The organism is Nocardia sp. CY15 (assembly GCF_009829295.1).
GTDB classification, from domain to species: domain Bacteria; phylum Actinomycetota; class Actinomycetes; order Mycobacteriales; family Mycobacteriaceae; genus Nocardia; species Nocardia sputi.
Genome location: NZ_VUOT01000044.1, coordinates 26,894 through 43,442 on the forward strand (window position 1 = coordinate 26,894; position 16,549 = coordinate 43,442).

Here is a 16,549-nt window from a genome sequence, read left to right on the forward strand (position 1 = left end):
ATATATGTACCGCTCTGGTACATTTCGATCAAGGCAAGATTAGAACGTGTTCTAGGAGTGGTCAATGGTCGGCCGTCGGTCCGCACCCACCGCGCGGGTGGTTCAGGTCCTCGATTTCTTCGTCGAGCAGCGCGGGAAACGCTTCGGGCTCTCCGAGCTCGCCCGCGAACTCGACTTGGCCAAACCGACCTGCCTGGGCATCCTGACCGAACTCACCGCGGGCGGCTACCTGACGCGCGACGCCGATACCCGCACCTACGGGCTCGGACCGGCGCTGATCGCGGCCGGACGGGCGGCGCAGGACAGCTTCGCCATCTCCGCGCTCGCGCGCGTCGAGCTGGAGAAACTGTCCGCGCGGTACCACACGACCTGCACGGCGTCGGCGGTGGTCGGCGAGCAGATCATGGTGCTGGAGAGCACCGGTCCCGGCCTGGTGAAGGTGGGCGCGGCCTACCATTTCGCGCCACCGGTCGGCCTGATGTACGTGCTCTGGGACATCGACGCGGCCTTCGACGCCTGGCTGGCCAAGCCGTCGGCGGTGCCGTTGCGACAGGACGAGGCGCGCCTGCGCCAGGTCGTCGCCGAGTGCCGCGAGCGCGGGTTCCTCGTGGAGAGCATGACCACGGCCGGACGGCGGCTGTACTCGCTGCTGGCCGGGGTCGCCGACCGCGATCTGCCGCCCGAGCTGCGCGAACTGGTCGGCGAGCTGGTGACGAGCCTCGGCGAGCGGGTGTATCTGGGCGCGGATCTGCGCCCCCGCAAGGAGCACGCGGTGAGCCTGCTCGCGGCCCCGACCTACGACGGCGACGGCAGGCAGAACATGGTGCTCACGATGTACGTCGGCCGGTCGGTCACCGGGGCCGAGATCGCCAGGCGAGGCGCCGCGCTGGTGGCCGCCGCCGACGCGGTGACGGCGAACTCCGGCGGGCACAAGCCGGGCTCAAGCCATTGACCAAAGACCGAAACGTGTTCTAGTTTTGCGGTGTGAGCCAGTATGCGAAGTCGACGGCGAGCACCTACGAGCTGCCCCATCTGGACGCGCTCGAGGCCGAGTCGGCGCACATATTCCGTGAAGTGGCAGCGACATTCGAACGCCCGGTGTTGCTGTTCTCCGGCGGCAAGGACTCGGTGGTGATGCTGCATCTGGCGGCCAAGGCCTTCTGGCCCGCGCCGCTGCCGTTCCCGGTGCTGCACATCGACACCGGGCACAACTTCGACGAGGTGATCGCCTACCGTGACGCGACAGTGGCCCGCTTGGGGCTGCGTCTGGTCGTAGGACGAGTGCAGGACGACATCGACGCGGGACGGGTGGTCGAGGAGACCGGGCCGCGCGCCTCTCGCAACCGGCTACAGACCACGACGCTGCTGCGCTCGATCCAGGAAGGATCGTTCGACGCGGTCTTCGGCGGCGCGCGCCGCGACGAGGAGAAGGCCCGCGCCAAGGAGCGGGTGTTCAGCTTCCGCGACGAGTACGGCCAGTGGGATCCGCGCAGGCAGCGCCCCGAACTGTGGAACCTCTACAACGGCAGGCACCGCGCGGGCGAGCACATCCGGGTGTTCCCGCTGTCGAACTGGACCGAACTCGACATCTGGAGCTACATCGCCGCCGAGGATATCGAGCTGCCCCCGCTGTACTACGCCCACCGCAGGCCGGTGGTGCAGCGCGACGGAATGCTGCTGGCGCACACCCGTTTCCTCGAACTGCTCGACGGCGAGCAGCCCTACGAGGCCACCGTGCGCTTCCGCACCGTCGGCGACGCGACCTGCACCGGCTGCGTCGAATCCACCGCGGCCACCCCCGCGGAGGTGGTCGCCGAGGTCGCCGCGGCACGGGTCACCGAGCGCGGCGCCACCCGCGCCGACGACCGCATCTCCGAGGCAGGCATGGAAGACCGCAAACGCGAAGGCTACTTCTGATGACGACCACACTGTTGCGCCTCGCCACTGCGGGCAGCGTCGACGACGGCAAATCGACCCTGATCGGCCGGCTGCTGTTCGACTCCAAGACCCTCTTCACCGACCAGCTCGCCGCGGTGGAGCGCACCAGCCGCGACCGCGGCGACGACTATCCGAACCTCGCCCTGCTCACCGACGGCCTGCGCGCCGAACGCGAACAGGGCATCACCATCGACGTGGCACACCGCTACTTCGCCACGCCCAGAAGAAAATTCATCATCGCCGACACCCCCGGCCACGTCCAGTACACCCGCAACATGGTGACCGGCGCCTCCACCGCCGACCTGGCGCTGATCCTGGTGGACGCCCGCAAAGGCGTGGTGGAGCAGACCCGTCGGCACGCGTTCCTGGCCGGCCTGCTCGGCATCCCGCACCTGGTGCTGTGCGTGAACAAGATGGACCTGGTGGACTGGTCGCAGGAGCGATTCGAGGAGATCCGCGAGGAGTTCGCGCGGTGGGCCTCCAAACTCGACGTCTCCGATCTGACCTTCGTGCCGGTGTCGGCGCTGCACGGCGACAACATCGTGCATCGCGGCGCGAGCATGCCGTGGTATGAGGGCACTCCCCTGCTGCACCATCTCGAAGAGGTGCACATCGCCTCCGACCGCAACCTGATCGACGCGCGCTTCCCGGTGCAGTACGTCACCCGCAGGCACGCGCAGGACTTCCGTGGCTACGCGGGCACCGTGTCGGGCGGCGTCTTCAAGCCGGGCGACGAAGTGGCCGTGCTGCCTTCGGGTTTCACCACCACCGTGGAGGCGATCTGGGGACCGGGCGGCGCACCGGTCGCGGAAGCCTTCCCGCCGCAGGCGGTCACCATCCAGCTCGCCGACGAGCTGGACATCTCCCGCGGCGATCTGATCTGCCGCCCGAACAACCGCCCGAACACCGACCGCGATATCGACGCGATGGTGTGCTGGTTCGCCGAGGACGCCCAGCTCACCCCGGGCGCGACCTACACCATCCGGCACACCACCCGTGCCGTCACAGCCGAGGTCCGCTCCCTGGACTACCGGCTGGACGTCAACACGCTGCATCGCGACGAGCGCGCGGAGTCGTTGACGCTCAACGAGATCGGCCGTGTCCAGTTGCGCACTCGCCAGCCTCTGCTGTTCGACCCGTACCGGCGCAACCGCGCCACCGGCAGCTTCATCCTCGTCGACGACACCACCAACAACACCGTCGCCGCGGGCATGATCACCGGCCCGAGCCTGCCTTCCTCCCGCGTGGTCTGGCATTCCACCGCCGTCGAGCGCGACGAGCGCGCCACCCGTGGCCTGACGGTCTGGTTGACCGGCCTGTCCGGCTCCGGGAAATCGACCGTCGCGGTGGAACTGGAGCGCCGATTGGTCGCCGCGGGGCGTCCGGCGTTCCTCCTCGACGGCGACAACCTGCGGCACGGGCTCAACTCGGATCTCGGGTTCAGCGCGGCGGACCGGGAAGAGAACGTCCGGCGCGTCGGCGAAGTGGCGAAACTGTTCGCCGAAGCCGGTGTGGTCGCGGTGGTGTCGCTGATCAGCCCCTACCGCGCCGACCGAGACCGGGTGCGCGCCGCGCACGAGGCAGCGGGAATCCCGTTCCTGGAGGTGTTCGTCGACACCCCGCTGGCGGTCTGCGAAGCCCGCGACCCCAAGGGAATGTACGCCAAGGCCCGCGCGGGCGAGATCCGCGGCTTCACCGGCATCGATGACCCGTACGAAGCACCCACCGAAGCCGATATCGTTCTCCGCCCCGACCATGGGGACCCGGCATCGATGGCCGCCACGATCATCGCGAGGTTGACGCGATTGGACTGACAACGTGTGTGGGCAACCGCCGGATTTCTCCGCGCGATCGGTCGGATCCCGCGAACTCACCTTGGGGGTGCCGAGCCGTTGATCGAGCCCCACGGCCGCGACCGGCTGCCACGGGTCAGAGCCGCAGATCGGCCGCTGACACTTTGGGAGGCTGCCGCACCGATCCCGGCCGATAGGTCGCTTGCGCTATCGGGCGACGCGTCCGGGTGTAGGACTCCAGCGCCATGGCAATGGAGTTCGCACCACGCAAGGTCTTCGCCAAGACGATGGCGTCCTCGATCGCCGAGGTCGCTCCTCGCCCCGCCGCCGGCGAAACGACGTGTGCCGCATCACCTATCAGCACGGTGTCAGCGCTGTGCCAGAGGCCATCGGGGTCGAGTTCGTACAGGGCGATCGGCGCACTCACCTCCGAGTGCTCCAGTACCTGCGCCACTTGCGTCGCCCGCAGCATTTCGAGAAACACGTCGGCGTCGATAGCCACGGCCGGAGACTCCGCTTTTCGCCTGCTGAACCAGAAGGAACCATCGCGCTCGTCCCCCACGTACCCCGCGACCCCCTCCGAGTGCGCCCAGAAGTGCAGGACGTTCGTCGGTAGCCCTCGCACCGGAACCGGGCAATGTCCGTACCGGATCACTTGCCCGGTGTATGCGGGCTCCTGGGAACTGCCGAGCATGCGCCGGGTTTCCGAACGAGCGCCATCGGCGCCGACGAGCAGGTCACCTGTGCGCTTGCCGGGATCGGCCCGAGTTCCGTAGGCGCAGGGAATATTCGCCCCGTCCAAGCCTTTACGCAGTACGGCCAACAGATCCCTGCGCCACACATGGATACTCGACCAGCGATGACCGGGCTCGGTCCGGGCGAAGGACTTCGTGCGCCCCGTCAGCGTGTCGGCCGAACTGACACCGACAACCGGGAACCCGGCCGCCCTGACCTTCTCACCCAGACCGATCTGATCGAGCGCGGTCGATGCCGCAGGACCGAGCGTGACCCAACCGCCGACATCGGCCGCGCGCTCCGACCTCTCGTAGACCGTGACGGCGGCACCGACTTTCGCCAGCGCCAGCGCCGCGCACGCCCCTCCGATACCGCAACCGATGACCTCCGCTCGAAACACCAGGGCACCCCTTCGCTGTAGGCCGAGCCGATCGATGACACGCCCGGATCATGCTCTCCCCCGGACCGGCCACCATGTGCACGTGCGGTTTTACAGTCCGCATCGAACGTATCAGCCTGTTGCGCAATGCCTATCGGTCCTGTCGGTCGTCAAGGCCGATTCGATCGGCGCGGGTACTTGCTCGGTCGCATGCGCCCGGTGATCCGCAGGGTCTCGACGGCGGCGCTTTTCCACGAGCACTCGTCCGCGTCGCATTCCCGATGCACCTGCATGAGCGCGTGGGCATCGCCGGTGCTGAGCTCTGGGCCGTCCACCGGGTCTACCGCAGGCCAGCCCAGCGGCGGCCAGCCCAGCAGGCACAACTGCTCATGGCCCACACGTTCGGCGATGTGATAGACACTCGGCCCGCGCAAGGGCCTTCGCCACCATCTGCCGGCCGCGAAGAAGACCCCCAGCAGCACCATCACCATCGCCGACGCCACAGCGAAAGCTATGCCGTACTCGTGCCAGCCGGACATCAATACCGCACCGCGCCGTCAGGTGAACCGAACGGCGTCCACCGATGGCCACGCTCCCATATCGCCTCGGGCGCAACGACGATCAGAGTCACTTCCTCGGTGAGACCGCGTCTGCTGGTCCAGACGTGCTCCCGGGTCGGTGCGATGACAACCGAAGCGCCGACCCTGCGGATGGCCTGCATCAGCAGGAGCGTCGGCATCAGTGCGTCGCGATCGACCACCAGCACTTCCGGGTCGGGGTAACCCCTCCGCTCGGCTAGAGCCCGGATCGCGCGCTCCTCACCTGCGTAATCACTGCCGGACCGATCCAGCCGGATGTAGCCGAGCGCGATTTCTGCCATGTCCACCCCTTGTTCGGTTGATGTGGTGTGGCACCCGGCGCCGGAGATCTCGAGTCTCCAGCGGCGTCATCGACGGTGGTGGGCTTCATCCGACGCCGGGGCCACATCGAGGGTGGCTGACCTGGTGATTCGTTCCTAGGCACAAGACCGCACAGACCCGATACGCTTCCGATACACCAGATTGCAGGCGTGGGAGGGGCCGCGATGATCGTGACCGATTGGACCGGTGTCGAAGTCAAGGCACTGCGCTGTGCTGCCCTCCGGTTGACCCAGGAAGAGTTCGCAGAGCAGGTGGGCTATCAGCCGGTGACTGTGCGGAAATGGCAGCGTGCAACGGCTTCGCGGCCCATTCGAGGGAAGTCCGCCCTCGATTTGGACACGCAACTGGCACGGCTTGACAAGCAACAAGCCGAACGATTCTGGGCCGCTGTCGCTCGAGCACGAAATTCGGGGCATCCTGGCAGATATGAGTCCGCTATCCCGGCAGAGTCGTGTGGCAGCGCATCCGATATCTACGCGTCGGAAGCCGACGCTGAAGTGAAACGACGTGAGTTCGGCCGCTTGGCTGCGACAGCGGGGGCCGCCGCGTTTCTCGAGTCGTGGGACGTCACCGGCGTGCGCATCGGCATGGCCGACGCACAGCGGCTGATGGAGACCGTTGCCGCTTTGGAGTTCGAGGATCAGCGGGCAGGTGGCGCGCCCCTGGTCAGCACGGCGTTGGCACAGTTGGCTCGTGCCAAGAACTTGCTGGAGACCGGCACTTTCGACACCGCGACTGGTGACGCGTTCACCAGCGCCACCGGAGAACTTGCGGTCTTGGCCGGATGGTTGGCGTTCGACGCCGACCTGCATACACTCGCACGCCGCTGCTATTTCGATGCCATGGCACTGGCGGTCCAAGCAAACGATGCCGAGCTCACAGCTCATAGCTGCCTGTACGCCGCGAACCAGTCCATAGCGCTCAGCCGCACGGGTCAGGCGAGCCCGCACCACGCCCTGCGCCTCATCGACCGCGCTCGTGATCTGATGCGTGGCCGACCACCGGGTCGAATTCACGCCCTGATCGCAATCCGCCAAGCGCAAGCCACGGGATTGCTCGGTGACCGCCAAGGCTTCGGGCGCGCGATTGCGACAGCGTGGCGGGAGGTCGACCAGGCGGTGGCGTACGAACCGCTTGCCGAGTGCCCGGTTTGGCTTCGAACCGTGAACCACAACGAAGTCCGTGGTCACGAGGCGCGCGGCTATGGACGCACCGGCGATCTGACGAAGGCCGTGAGCCTGTTCGAATCCGCCGCCAGCGAGGGATCGACCAGCCGGAACGCCGTGAATACGCGGGCGTGGCTGGCGTCGACCCGGGCAGCAGCAGGGGATCTCGACGGGGCGCTTGCCGATGGACTGTCAGTGCTGGAGCACCTGGACAACGGCGTATCATCACCCCGCACCGTAAAAGTCCTCGAACCTATTCGCCGCGCTACCGTGAACGTCTCTGCTGGCGCGGAATTCCGAGACCGCTTCGATGAGCTCGCCCAGACAGGGATCACGGCATGAATCTTCCGGGTGTCGAATTCCGACATCTTGATGCCGGACAAGCCCGCGAACTCCGAGGGACGGTGGAACGAATCTACCGTGGGTCCTACGTCGACGCGATCGCATCCGGTGACCCGTTCGACGCGCCCGAGCAGTTCATGCACCGATTCGACAGTTACACCGACCCTGCGGGCGGCGATGTCTTCGCAATGGTCGTTGCGTATGTCGACGGAAAACCTGCCGGGCAAACCTGGGGGTGGACGCTCCGTGCAGGTGCTGCCTGGTGGAGAAACTTTCAGCCGGACGACACCCATGCCGACCGTGTCACGTTCACCGCCGAGGACGGCACCCGTACTTTCGCGCTGTCGGAAATCATGGTGTGCGCCGAGTACACCGGCCGCGGCTTGGCGCGGCGACTGCACGACACGCTGTTGGGCAGCCGACCCGAAAGGCGGGCGACGCTACTGGTGGAGCCGGAGAACGAACGTGCCTATAGGGCATACCTGAGCTGGGGATGGTCGCGCGTCGGTGTCACGAAACCGAGCTGGCCGAACGCACCCACACTCGATGTCTTGATCCGTGAGAAATCCCCCAGTCGTTGACTGCCGCATTTGCAGTTGATGCATCGGCAGCCGAAAGGGCAGAACAGAAACCGGCCTGCCCTTCGGCTGCGTCGATCAACCGAGCGTGCGGAAGAACTCGCGGATATCGCCGACCAGCAGCTCCGGCACCTCCAGTGCCGGGAAATGCCCGCCGGAGTAGAACTCCGACCAGTGGGTGATGTGGTGGGCGCGCTCGGCGAAGCGGCGGATGGCGTAGTCGCCGTCCTTGAATACCGCGACGCCGGTCGGCACGGTGCCCTTCGGCTTCGGGGCGAACAGGGTCGCGTCGTGGAAGCGTTCGTAGTAGAGGTCGGCGACGCTGCGGGCGGTGTCGGTGAACCAGTAGATGCTCACCGTGGTCAGCAGGCGATCGAGGTCGACGGCCTGTTCGGGCAGGTCGTGGGACTGGTCGGTCCACTCGCGGTACTTCTCCACGATCCAGCCGAGCTGGCCGGTCGGGGAATCGGCGAGCAATTGCGCGATGGTGTTCGGGCGTGAGCCCTTCAGGTTCATGTAGGCCGAGCCGTCGTCCTGGAACTTCTTCATCCCGCCGAGGCGCGCCTTCTCCGCGTCGGTGAGCGCGGCCATGTCGGCGGGATCGCCGGTCGGGAAGGTGACCAGCGCGTTGACGTGCACGCCGACGACATGGTCCGTGTCGATCCGCCCCAGTGCGGGGGCGATGAAAGCGCCGTGGTCACCGCCCTGCACGCCGTAGCGGTGGTAGTCCAGCCGGGCCATGAGTTCGGCGAGGGCCGCCGCGATCCGGCCGTCGTTCCACCCCGCCTCGGTGATCGGGCCGGAGAACCCGTGGCCGGGCAGCGACGGGACGACGAGGTGGAAGGCGTGAGCCTCGGGTGCGCCGTGGGCGGCGGGGTCGTTGAGCGGGCCGATCATGTCGAGGAAGTCGGCCACCGAACTGGGCCAACCGTGCAGGAGCAGCAAGGGGGTGGCGTCCTCCCGGGCCGAACGAATGTGGAGGAAGTGCACGTTCTGACCGGCGATCGTGGTGGTGAACTGCGGGTGGGCGTTCAGCTCGGTCTCGGCGGCGCGCCAGTCGAACTTCTCGGCCCAGTAGCCGGCCAGGTTCTTCAGGTAGGCGGTCGGCACGCCACGTTCCCATTCGGTACCGGGCAGGTCGTCGATCCAGCGGGTGCGGGCCAGGCGCAGGCGCAGGTCGTCCAGGTCGGCCTGGGGGACGTCGATGCGGAAGGGGCGGATCTCGGTGTTCGTCATGCCATTGATGCTTCGGGTAACGAGGGGGTGAGCGAATCACGAGAATCCGTTATTTCGCGCGTTCGGTGTGCGGGCTCATCTCTCACCCCGGGTGCGGCGCGGGCCCTCGCCCGACCTCCGCAGTTGTCGCCGAGGCGCGGTACGGGCATGATCGCGCCGTGGTCAGCCTTCCCGTAAGCGACGCCTTCGTGGGGCGGGCCGCCGAGCTCGCGGCATTGCAGGACGCCTACGGTGATCCGGCGGTGCACACCGTACTGATCGGCGGCGAAGCGGGCATCGGCAAGTCGCGGCTGGTAGCGGAGTTCACGACGCGGCTCGGCGGACGCACGGCGGTGTTGTCCGGACGGTGTTTGGAGTTCGGCGCGACGGGCGTGCCGTTCACGCCTTTCGTCGCGGTCATGCGCGCGGTCCTGCGTGAATTGGGGGTGGAGGGCCTAGCGGCGCTGCTTCCGGTGCCCGAGCCGGCGGTGGCGCGCTGGCTTCCCGAGCTGGCCGCGCGGTCCGGCACGGCGGGCGCCGAGACCGATCGAACCCGGTTGTTCGGCGAGATCCTGACCGTGCTGGAACAGTTCGCGCTGACCAGGCCCCTGGTGGTGGTGCTGGAGGACCTGCACTGGGCCGACGACGCCAGCTTGGCATTGCTCGCTTTCCTGGTGGCCAACCTGGCCGAGGGCGATCTGGTGCTGGTCGGCACCTACCGGCCCGCCGACTCCGAACCGCTGCGCAAGCTGGTCACGGGCCTGCGCCGCGACCCGCGTGTGCGACTGCTGACTCCGCCGCCGCTGACCAAGCACGAAGTGGGCAGGCAGCTGGCCGCACTGCACGCCAGAGAACCGGAGCCAGGGACGATCGCGAGGGTCTTCGAGCGCAGCAGGGGAATTCCGCTGTTCGTGGAAGCGCTCGGCCCCGCGCCCGAGGACACGCCCGCCGAGCTGTCGGAGCTGTTGCTCGCCTATCTGTCCGACCTGCCCGAGCAGACCGCTTCGGTGCTGAGCCTCGCGGCGGCGGCCGGGTCTCCGGTCCCGCACACGCTGCTGGAGGCCGCCACCGCCCTCACACCGGCCGCGCTCACCACTGCCCTGCACCAACTGATCGATCGGCAACTGCTGGTCACCACCGACACCGGCTACGAGTTCCGGCACGTCCTCATCCGTGATGCGGTCTACGACGATCTCTTACCCGTCGAACGAAAGCAGTTGCACGCCAGAATTTCTCAGGCACTCCTCGAGCACAGGAAACAGGACCCGCACCAGTTCCCCTCCGCCGAGCTGGCCTACCACGCGTATGCCGCCGGAGAGCTGCCGCCCGCCCTCGAGGCCGCATGGGAATCGGCGTCGGAAGCCGAGAGCATCGGCGCGCATCGTGATCAGGTGCGCCATCTGGACCGGGTGCTCGAACTGTGGGATCGCGTGCCGGACGCGGCGAGCAGGGTGGACGTCGAGCGGCTCGATGTCGTGGAAGCGGTCGTGGCGGCGTGTCATCGCGGCGGTGTCGTCGAGCGCGGGATCGCCGCAGCCGACGCGGCGCTGGCCGCCATCGATGCGGCGACCGAACCGGAGCGCGCCGCCCGGCTGCACCACTATCGCGCCGGACTGCGGAATCAGAGCAGCAGCGGCGGCGAGGACGACCTGCTCGCGGCCCTGGCACTGCTTCCCGCGCACCCGCCGACCCGGCTGCGCGGCGAGGTGCTCGCCGAACTCGCCGCGGCGCGCGTGTTCAGCGGTGCGGCGGCTGCCGCCGAGAACGACGCGCGCTCCGCCGCCGAGATGGCCGAACAGCTCGACGACCTACCGCTGGCCGCGCGCGCCCACGCCTATCTCGGACTGGCCACCGCGGATCGCTCGGAGGTCGCCACGACGCATTTCGACCGTGCGCATGCCGCGGCGAAGGCAGCGGGAGATCCGGGAACCCTGCTGACGGTGGTGCTGTGGGAGTCAGCGCTGCTGGTGTCGGCAGGCGCCAACGAGAAGGCCATCGCCGCCATCCAACAGGGTCTGCGAGCCGCGCACGAGACCTACCGGTTCGCCGAAGCCGCGCCGATTCTGCTGGTCAAATGGGCTCAGGCACTCACAGCCCTGGGTCGATGGAACGAGGCGCTCGATCTGGTCGACGAATCGCTCACCGAGCGGTTGCCGCCGTTGAGCACCGCCGCGCTGCTGCTGTGTCACGCCAGGATCATGCTGGCGCGCGGCGACGCGAACGCCGCGGCGACGAGCGCGAGAACCGCGCAGCCGTTGCTCGGCGACAGTCGATGGGCCAGGCAATACCGAATTCAGCTGTACACGGTGCAATCCGAGATCGCGCACGCGGCGGGCGACCCGCAGCGCGCCGCTGAGATCGGCGCGGCGACGCTGATCGCGGACGATCTGGCCGCACATCATCACGAGGCGTGGGCGCTGGCCGATACGGTCGCCCGGACGCGCTGCGCTCCCATGGTTCTGCATTCGGTCACGGAAAAGCTGCCCGTGACCAGCGCGGTCGACGCCGCGTACCGGAATTCCTGCCACGCCGTGCGCAGTGGCCGTCCCGCCGACTGGGACGCGGTGGTCGCCTCCTGGCGGGCCCTTCGTCAGCCGTACGAGCTGGCGCGCAGCCTGCTGGACTCCGGGGCGGCCGAACTGGCCGCGGGCGATCGCCCGGCAGCGCGCGACGCGCTGCGGTCGGTGCTCGAGCTGGCCGACGAACTGGCGGCGCCTCCCCTCGCCGAGCAAGCCAGACAGTTGGCCGAGCGCGCCGGAATCGTTCTCGCCGAATCCTCCGACCGGCCCTCCCCAGCGCGGCGGCCGAGCACCGCGGGCCTGACGCCCCGGGAACTCGACGTGCTGCGGCTGGTAGCCACGGGCGCGAGCAACCGCCGGATCGCGGCCGAACTGTTCATCAGCGCCAACACCGCCGGTGTGCACGTCTCGCGCATCCTCGCCAAACTCGGCGCGGCCACCCGCACCGAGGCCGCGGCGATGGCGCACGCCCGCGGCCTGCTCAGCCCCTCGACCGACGGGTGAGCGGCGCATGGCGGGGCCGTTCGGCACTGGTGAGTGGCGCGGCGATTCCGACGCCGACTTTCCGTCGGGGCGGGACCCGGTCCCATCCCGGTCCGTAAGATACAGTGAGTCGAACATGTCTCGAAAGGACGGGCTGATGCGGTCGACCTTGCTGTCCCGGCGCGATCTCGATTTCCTGCTCTACGAGTGGCTGGACGTCGAGAACCTCACCAAACGCGAGCGGTACGCCGAGCACTCGCGGGAGACCTTCGACGCCGTGCTGGAACTCAGCGAGCAACTGGCCGCCAAGTACTTCGCACCGCACAACAAGCTCAACGACGCCAACGAACCCACCTTCGACGGCGAACGCGTGACCATCATCCCCGAAGTCGGCCAGGCGCTGGCCGCCTTCGCCAAAGCCGGGCTGCCCTCGGCCGCGATGGACTACGAACTCGGCGGCGCACAGCTGCCCGCGACCGTCGCGCAGGCGAGCTACGCCTGGTTCCAGGCGGCCAATCCGGGCACCGCGGGTTACCCGTTCCTCACTGTGGCCAACGCGAATCTGCTTGTCGCCCAGGGTGGTCCGGAGCACGTGGAGAAGTTCGTCAAGCCGATGCTCGCGGGCCGTTTCTTCGGCACCATGTGCCTGTCGGAGCCCCAAGCCGGTTCGTCGCTGGCCGACATCGTCACCCGCGCCGAACCACAGGACGACGGCACGTATCGCCTGTTCGGCACCAAGATGTGGATTTCCGGCGGCGATCACGAACTCGGCGAGAACATCGTGCACCTGGTGCTGGCCAAGATCCCCGGCGGACCGGCGGGCACCAAGGGCATCTCACTGTTCGTGGTGCCGCGATTCCTGGTCGGCGACGACGGCGCGATCGGCGAACGCAACGACGTCGCCCTGGCCGGGCTCAACCACAAGATGGGCTTCCGCGGCACGGTCAACACCGTACTCAACTTCGGCGAGGGCCGCTGGACGCCCGGCGGCGCGCCCGGTGCGATCGGCTACCTGGTCGGCGAACCGCATCGCGGGCTGACCTACATGTTCCACATGATGAACGAGGCCCGCATCGGCGTCGGCCTGGTCGCCACCGCGCTCGGCTACACCGGATACCTCGAGTCGCTCGACTACGCCCGCACCCGCGCGCAGGGCCGGGCCAAGCTGCCCGCCGACCCGTCCGCGCCGCAGCGTCCGATCATCGAGCACGCCGACGTCAAGCGGATGCTGCTGGCACAGAAGGCCTATGCCGAGGGCGCGCTGGCGCTGGTGCTGTACTGCGCGCGGCTGGTCGACGAGCAGCGCACCGCCGAATCCGACGAGGAGCGCCGCGCGGTCACCCTGCTACTGGATATCCTGACCCCGATCGCCAAGAGCTGGCCCTCGCAGTGGTGCCTGGAGGCCAACAGCCTCGCCATCCAGGTGCTCGGCGGCTACGGCTACACCCGCGAATACAACGTCGAGCAGCACTACCGGGACAACCGGCTCAACCCCATCCACGAGGGCACGCACGGCATCCAAGGGCTGGATCTGCTCGGGCGCAAGGTGACTCAGCAGGGCGGCGCCAGCCTGCTCGCACTCGGCTCCCGCGTCGACGCGACCATCACCGCCGCGCGGGCGGCGGGCGGCGAGGCGGCGGAGCTTGCCGCACACCTGGATTCGGCGTGGCGGCGGCTGGTCGAGGTGACGGCGGGACTGTTCGCCTCCGGTGACATAGAGGCCGCGCTGGCCAACAGCTCGGTGTACCTGGAGGCATTCGGGCACACCGTCCTGGCCTGGATCTGGCTCGAACAGTTCCTCGCCGCCGCGGACCGGTCCGGCGACTTCTACGATGGCAAGCGGCATGCCGCCCGGTTCTTCTACCGTTTCGAATTGCCCAAGACCGCACCGGCACTGGACCTGCTCGCCAGGTTGGACACGACTACCCTGCAGATGCGGGACGCCTGGTTCTGAGCTCAGCCCATTTCGATACACGTCTTAGACGATGTATCATTCCGCGGTGATCGATTCCAGTCAGCGGACCACCCGCCCTCCCGGCCGCCCGGCCTCCGCGACCAGGGAACAGGTCATAGAACTCGCTCGCCGCGCGTTCCTGTCCGGGGAGCGCGTGGACATCCAGGCGATCGCCGGGCAACTCGGGCTCAGCCGCGCCTCGGTGTACCGCTGGTTCGGCTCCCGCGACGGAGTGCTCGGCGCGGTCCTGGCCGGGGAGTTCGAGGCGCTGCTCAGGCATGCGGACGCCCGCCGCCGCTCCAGCGGCGCGCGCCGCATCCTGGACGTGCTGTATCGGGTCAACCGCTGGATGCGTGACAACGAACCGTTCCGGCGCTACTTCGAGAACGAGCCACTGTCCGGGTTGCGCATCCTCACCGCGAGCGACGGACCGGTACAGCCACTGGTCGTCGGCACCGTCCAGGAACTGATCGTCCGCGCCACCGAAGAGGACGGATACCGTCCTCCGCTGGAACCGGCGTTGCTGGCCTACGCGCTGGTCCGGCTCGGCGAGGCGTTCCTGTACAACGACAACGTCGCGGGCATCCGCGGCGACGTCGACCGCCTGCACGAGGTCCAGGCGGCGCTGCTGGGCATCCCCGAGGCGATCACCCCCTGACCGCCGCACGACCACGGTCCCGCAATCACCGGCACGTTGCCGTTCGTGCGGCTCGGCACCGCCCTGACGCCCGCACCCTCGCCGCCGCCTCCGAGCTGTGGTGCGAGGACGACGGCGTCTACGGCGACGGCCACCACCGCTCGGCCCCGGATACGCCCGCACCACCGGCCCCGGCTGCCCGACACCGAAAACGCCGGACTGCGGCTGAAGATCGTTTACACCGCCGAAGCGCTCGCCGCACTGCTCGACCTAGACAGTGCGGCGACTTCGGAGATTCGCCGGTCGATTCCTAGGTACCTACGGTGCGCGACAGTAAACAAGGGCCGCTCAGCCCCCGCGTTCCCCTTTTCGAATCGCCGTGATCGGAATTCGAGGCACGGCGCACTACGTGGCGTATTCCCCGAACAGCGGCGCATATCGCCAGGTCGGACCGGGCGGAGCCCGGCGCAATAACATCCCCTGAATTCCGCGGGCGCGAACACCGGCACGGCCCCGCCCGCAACCCCCGTTATCGTCGCTATTCGTGCAGGTCAGCGACGGAAAGGCGGAGAAAGTGGCGGCGGAACCCACGCCGGTGCGGCAGTTGCGCGCCGATCAAGCGCGGCGGGTGGCCGACATCTTGCGCCATCAACTGCACGCGGGCGCGTTCGACGGCGCGCTGCCGAGCGAACAGCAGCTCGCCGCCGAATACGGCGCTTCCCGCAATACCGTCCGCGACGCCCTGACGCTGCTGAAGGACGAGGGCTTGATCGACCGGGCGCCCAAAGTGGGCACCCGGGTGGCCACCCGCAAGTACGACCACGGGCTCGACGCGCTGCTGGGGTTGCAGGAGACCTTCAAAGGCCACGGCACCGTGCGCAACGAGGTGCGCGCGGCGATGCACGTCGCCGCGCCGCCCGCCGTCGCGCGCAGGCTCGGTCTGGCGCCGGGCGAGCGCGTGGTCTACCTCGAGCGGCTGCGCTACCTGGCGGATCTGCCGCTGAGCCTCGACCTCACCTATCTGACGCCCGACATCGGCACCGAGGTGCTCGGCCACGACCTCGAGCACACCGATGTCTTCGTGCTGCTGGAACGCATCAGCGGCCACTCCCTCGGCTCCGCCGATCTCGCTGTGGAGGCCGTTCCCGCCGACCCGCACACCGCCTCCACCCTCGACGTCCCCGGCGGTGCGCCGCTGCTGATGCTGGAGCGACTGACGCGCCTGGACGACGGCCGCCCGGTCGACCTGGAATACATCCGGATGCGCGGCGACCGAATCACCATGCGCGGCAGCCTGACCCGCAGCACCCCCGAATGGAAGGTCCTTTAGATGGCACTCGTGAACCAGCGCGCCGACATCCCCGTCACCATCGACGAATCCCTCTGCATCCAGGGATGCACCCTCTGTGTGGAGATCTGCCCGCTCGACTCGCTGGCCATCAACCCCGACAACGGCAAGGCCTTCATGCACGTGGACGAGTGCTGGTACTGCGGCCCCTGCGCGGCCCGCTGCCCCACCGGAGCCGTGACCGTCAACATGCCCTACCTGCTCCGCTGATCTGGAAGACCGATGAAAGTGAAACTCGTCCCCGTCCTGCTCGCCGCCGCGCTCGCGCTGACCGGGTGCTCGCTCGAGCAGTCCGACGACACCCCGGCCGGCACCGTCAAGGTGGTCGTCGGCTACCAGTCCAAAACAATCAACACCGTCACCGCGGGCACGTTGCTGCGCGCGCAGGGCTACCTCGAGCAGCGGCTACAGAAGATCACCGATATTCAAACTCGGTGACGGGCTCGAAGCCCTCGCCCGGCACGGCCGGCCGGGGTGAGAATTCGGGTCTCCGGCGCCTGCATGCCACCACTGGTTCACCGATCGGGGTTGTGCCCCTTGCC

14 protein-coding genes and 1 pseudogene are annotated in these 16,549 nt (G+C 68.2%); 11 read left to right on the plus strand and 4 right to left on the minus strand.

Annotation, left to right across the window (positions count from 1 at the left end; translation table 11 throughout):
- Positions 1–64: 64 nt before the first annotated feature.
- Genes GVY39_RS30555 through cysC form a run of 3 tightly spaced genes read left to right on the plus strand, consistent with a single transcriptional unit; the run spans position 65 to position 3,752 of the window.
- Entirely contained in the window at positions 65–952 is an 888-nt protein-coding gene (locus GVY39_RS30555) for a helix-turn-helix domain-containing protein (RefSeq protein WP_159930417.1), read from the plus strand.
- A gap of 32 nt (positions 953–984) precedes the next feature.
- The gene (cysD, locus tag GVY39_RS30560; RefSeq protein ID WP_159930416.1) at positions 985–1,917 is read left to right on the plus strand and encodes a sulfate adenylyltransferase subunit CysD; all 933 of its coding nucleotides are present in this window, start codon (positions 985–987) and stop codon (positions 1,915–1,917) included.
- Positions 1,917–3,752 carry an adenylyl-sulfate kinase gene (cysC, locus tag GVY39_RS30565; RefSeq protein ID WP_159930415.1) on the plus strand — a complete coding sequence of 612 codons (1,836 nt, stop codon included), beginning with the start codon at positions 1,917–1,919 and terminating at the stop codon, positions 3,750–3,752. The genes cysD and cysC overlap by 1 nt, the downstream gene beginning before the upstream one ends.
- 115 nt (positions 3,753–3,867) lie before the next feature.
- Here the strand turns inward: cysC and GVY39_RS30570 are convergent, their stop codons facing one another.
- The 3 genes from GVY39_RS30570 to GVY39_RS30580 all read right to left on the minus strand — a co-directional run bounded on the left by GVY39_RS30570 (position 3,868) and on the right by GVY39_RS30580 (position 5,725).
- On the minus strand, positions 3,868–4,866 hold the full coding sequence (locus GVY39_RS30570) for an NAD(P)/FAD-dependent oxidoreductase (protein ID WP_159930414.1): 999 nt from the start codon (positions 4,864–4,866) through the stop codon (positions 3,868–3,870).
- A gap of 149 nt (positions 4,867–5,015) precedes the next feature.
- The gene (locus GVY39_RS30575) at positions 5,016–5,384 is read right to left on the minus strand and encodes a hypothetical protein (protein WP_159930413.1); all 369 of its coding nucleotides are present in this window, start codon (positions 5,382–5,384) and stop codon (positions 5,016–5,018) included.
- On the minus strand, positions 5,384–5,725 hold the full coding sequence (locus tag GVY39_RS30580) for a hypothetical protein (protein ID WP_159930412.1): 342 nt from the start codon (positions 5,723–5,725) through the stop codon (positions 5,384–5,386). The genes GVY39_RS30575 and GVY39_RS30580 overlap by 1 nt, the downstream gene beginning before the upstream one ends.
- Before the next feature lie 204 nt (positions 5,726–5,929).
- Between GVY39_RS30580 and GVY39_RS30585 the strand changes: the two genes are divergently transcribed.
- Both GVY39_RS30585 and GVY39_RS30590 read left to right on the plus strand, forming a co-directional pair.
- A complete protein-coding gene (locus tag GVY39_RS30585) occupies positions 5,930–7,273 on the plus strand; it encodes a DNA-binding transcriptional regulator (protein ID WP_159930411.1) in 1,344 nt (447 codons plus the stop codon).
- The gene (locus tag GVY39_RS30590; protein WP_159930410.1) at positions 7,270–7,854 is read left to right on the plus strand and encodes a GNAT family N-acetyltransferase; all 585 of its coding nucleotides are present in this window, start codon (positions 7,270–7,272) and stop codon (positions 7,852–7,854) included. The genes GVY39_RS30585 and GVY39_RS30590 overlap by 4 nt, the downstream gene beginning before the upstream one ends.
- Before the next feature lie 75 nt (positions 7,855–7,929).
- Here the strand turns inward: GVY39_RS30590 and GVY39_RS30595 are convergent, their stop codons facing one another.
- Positions 7,930–9,087: an epoxide hydrolase family protein gene (locus GVY39_RS30595; RefSeq protein WP_159930409.1), complete on the minus strand. Its 1,158-nt coding sequence runs from the start codon at positions 9,085–9,087 to the stop codon at positions 7,930–7,932.
- 158 nt (positions 9,088–9,245) lie between these two features.
- On the opposite strand from GVY39_RS30595, the gene GVY39_RS30600 reads away from it, so the two are divergent.
- The 6 genes and pseudogenes from GVY39_RS30600 to GVY39_RS30625 all read left to right on the plus strand — a co-directional run.
- The gene (locus tag GVY39_RS30600; protein ID WP_159930408.1) at positions 9,246–12,089 is read left to right on the plus strand and encodes an AAA family ATPase; all 2,844 of its coding nucleotides are present in this window, start codon (positions 9,246–9,248) and stop codon (positions 12,087–12,089) included.
- A gap of 136 nt (positions 12,090–12,225) precedes the next feature.
- Positions 12,226–14,022, plus strand: coding sequence for an acyl-CoA dehydrogenase (locus GVY39_RS30605; RefSeq protein WP_159930407.1), 1,797 nt, complete (start codon positions 12,226–12,228; stop codon positions 14,020–14,022).
- A gap of 46 nt (positions 14,023–14,068) precedes the next feature.
- Positions 14,069–14,680 (plus strand): QsdR family transcriptional regulator, encoded by a 612-nt coding sequence (locus GVY39_RS30610; protein WP_223516404.1) that lies wholly within the window; start codon positions 14,069–14,071, stop codon positions 14,678–14,680.
- A gap of 523 nt (positions 14,681–15,203) precedes the next feature.
- Positions 15,204–15,989, plus strand: coding sequence for a GntR family transcriptional regulator (locus GVY39_RS30615; protein WP_195070603.1), 786 nt, complete (start codon positions 15,204–15,206; stop codon positions 15,987–15,989).
- Complete coding sequence (locus tag GVY39_RS30620) at positions 15,990–16,217, plus strand: ferredoxin family protein (RefSeq protein WP_043690033.1); 228 nt, start codon at positions 15,990–15,992, stop codon at positions 16,215–16,217. It begins immediately after the preceding gene.
- Between the two features lie 12 nt (positions 16,218–16,229).
- Positions 16,230–16,427, plus strand: a pseudogene (locus GVY39_RS30625) (ABC transporter substrate-binding protein); the annotation flags it as partial.
- Positions 16,428–16,549: the final 122 nt, after the last annotated feature.

Coding starts and splice junctions, on each gene's coding strand:
- GVY39_RS30555 (WP_159930417.1), top strand. CDS start 65: ATGGTCGGCCGTCGGTCCGCACCCACCGCGCGGGTGGTTCAGGTCCTC.
- cysC (WP_159930415.1), top strand. CDS start 1,917: ATGACGACCACACTGTTGCGCCTCGCCACTGCGGGCAGCGTCGACGAC.
- GVY39_RS30575 (WP_159930413.1), bottom strand. CDS start 5,384: ATGTCCGGCTGGCACGAGTACGGCATAGCTTTCGCTGTGGCGTCGGCG.
- GVY39_RS30580 (WP_159930412.1), bottom strand. CDS start 5,725: ATGGCAGAAATCGCGCTCGGCTACATCCGGCTGGATCGGTCCGGCAGT.
- GVY39_RS30585 (WP_159930411.1), top strand. CDS start 5,930: ATGATCGTGACCGATTGGACCGGTGTCGAAGTCAAGGCACTGCGCTGT.
- GVY39_RS30590 (WP_159930410.1), top strand. CDS start 7,270: ATGAATCTTCCGGGTGTCGAATTCCGACATCTTGATGCCGGACAAGCC.
- GVY39_RS30595 (WP_159930409.1), bottom strand. CDS start 9,087: ATGACGAACACCGAGATCCGCCCCTTCCGCATCGACGTCCCCCAGGCC.
- GVY39_RS30605 (WP_159930407.1), top strand. CDS start 12,226: ATGCGGTCGACCTTGCTGTCCCGGCGCGATCTCGATTTCCTGCTCTAC.
- GVY39_RS30620 (WP_043690033.1), top strand. CDS start 15,990: ATGGCACTCGTGAACCAGCGCGCCGACATCCCCGTCACCATCGACGAA.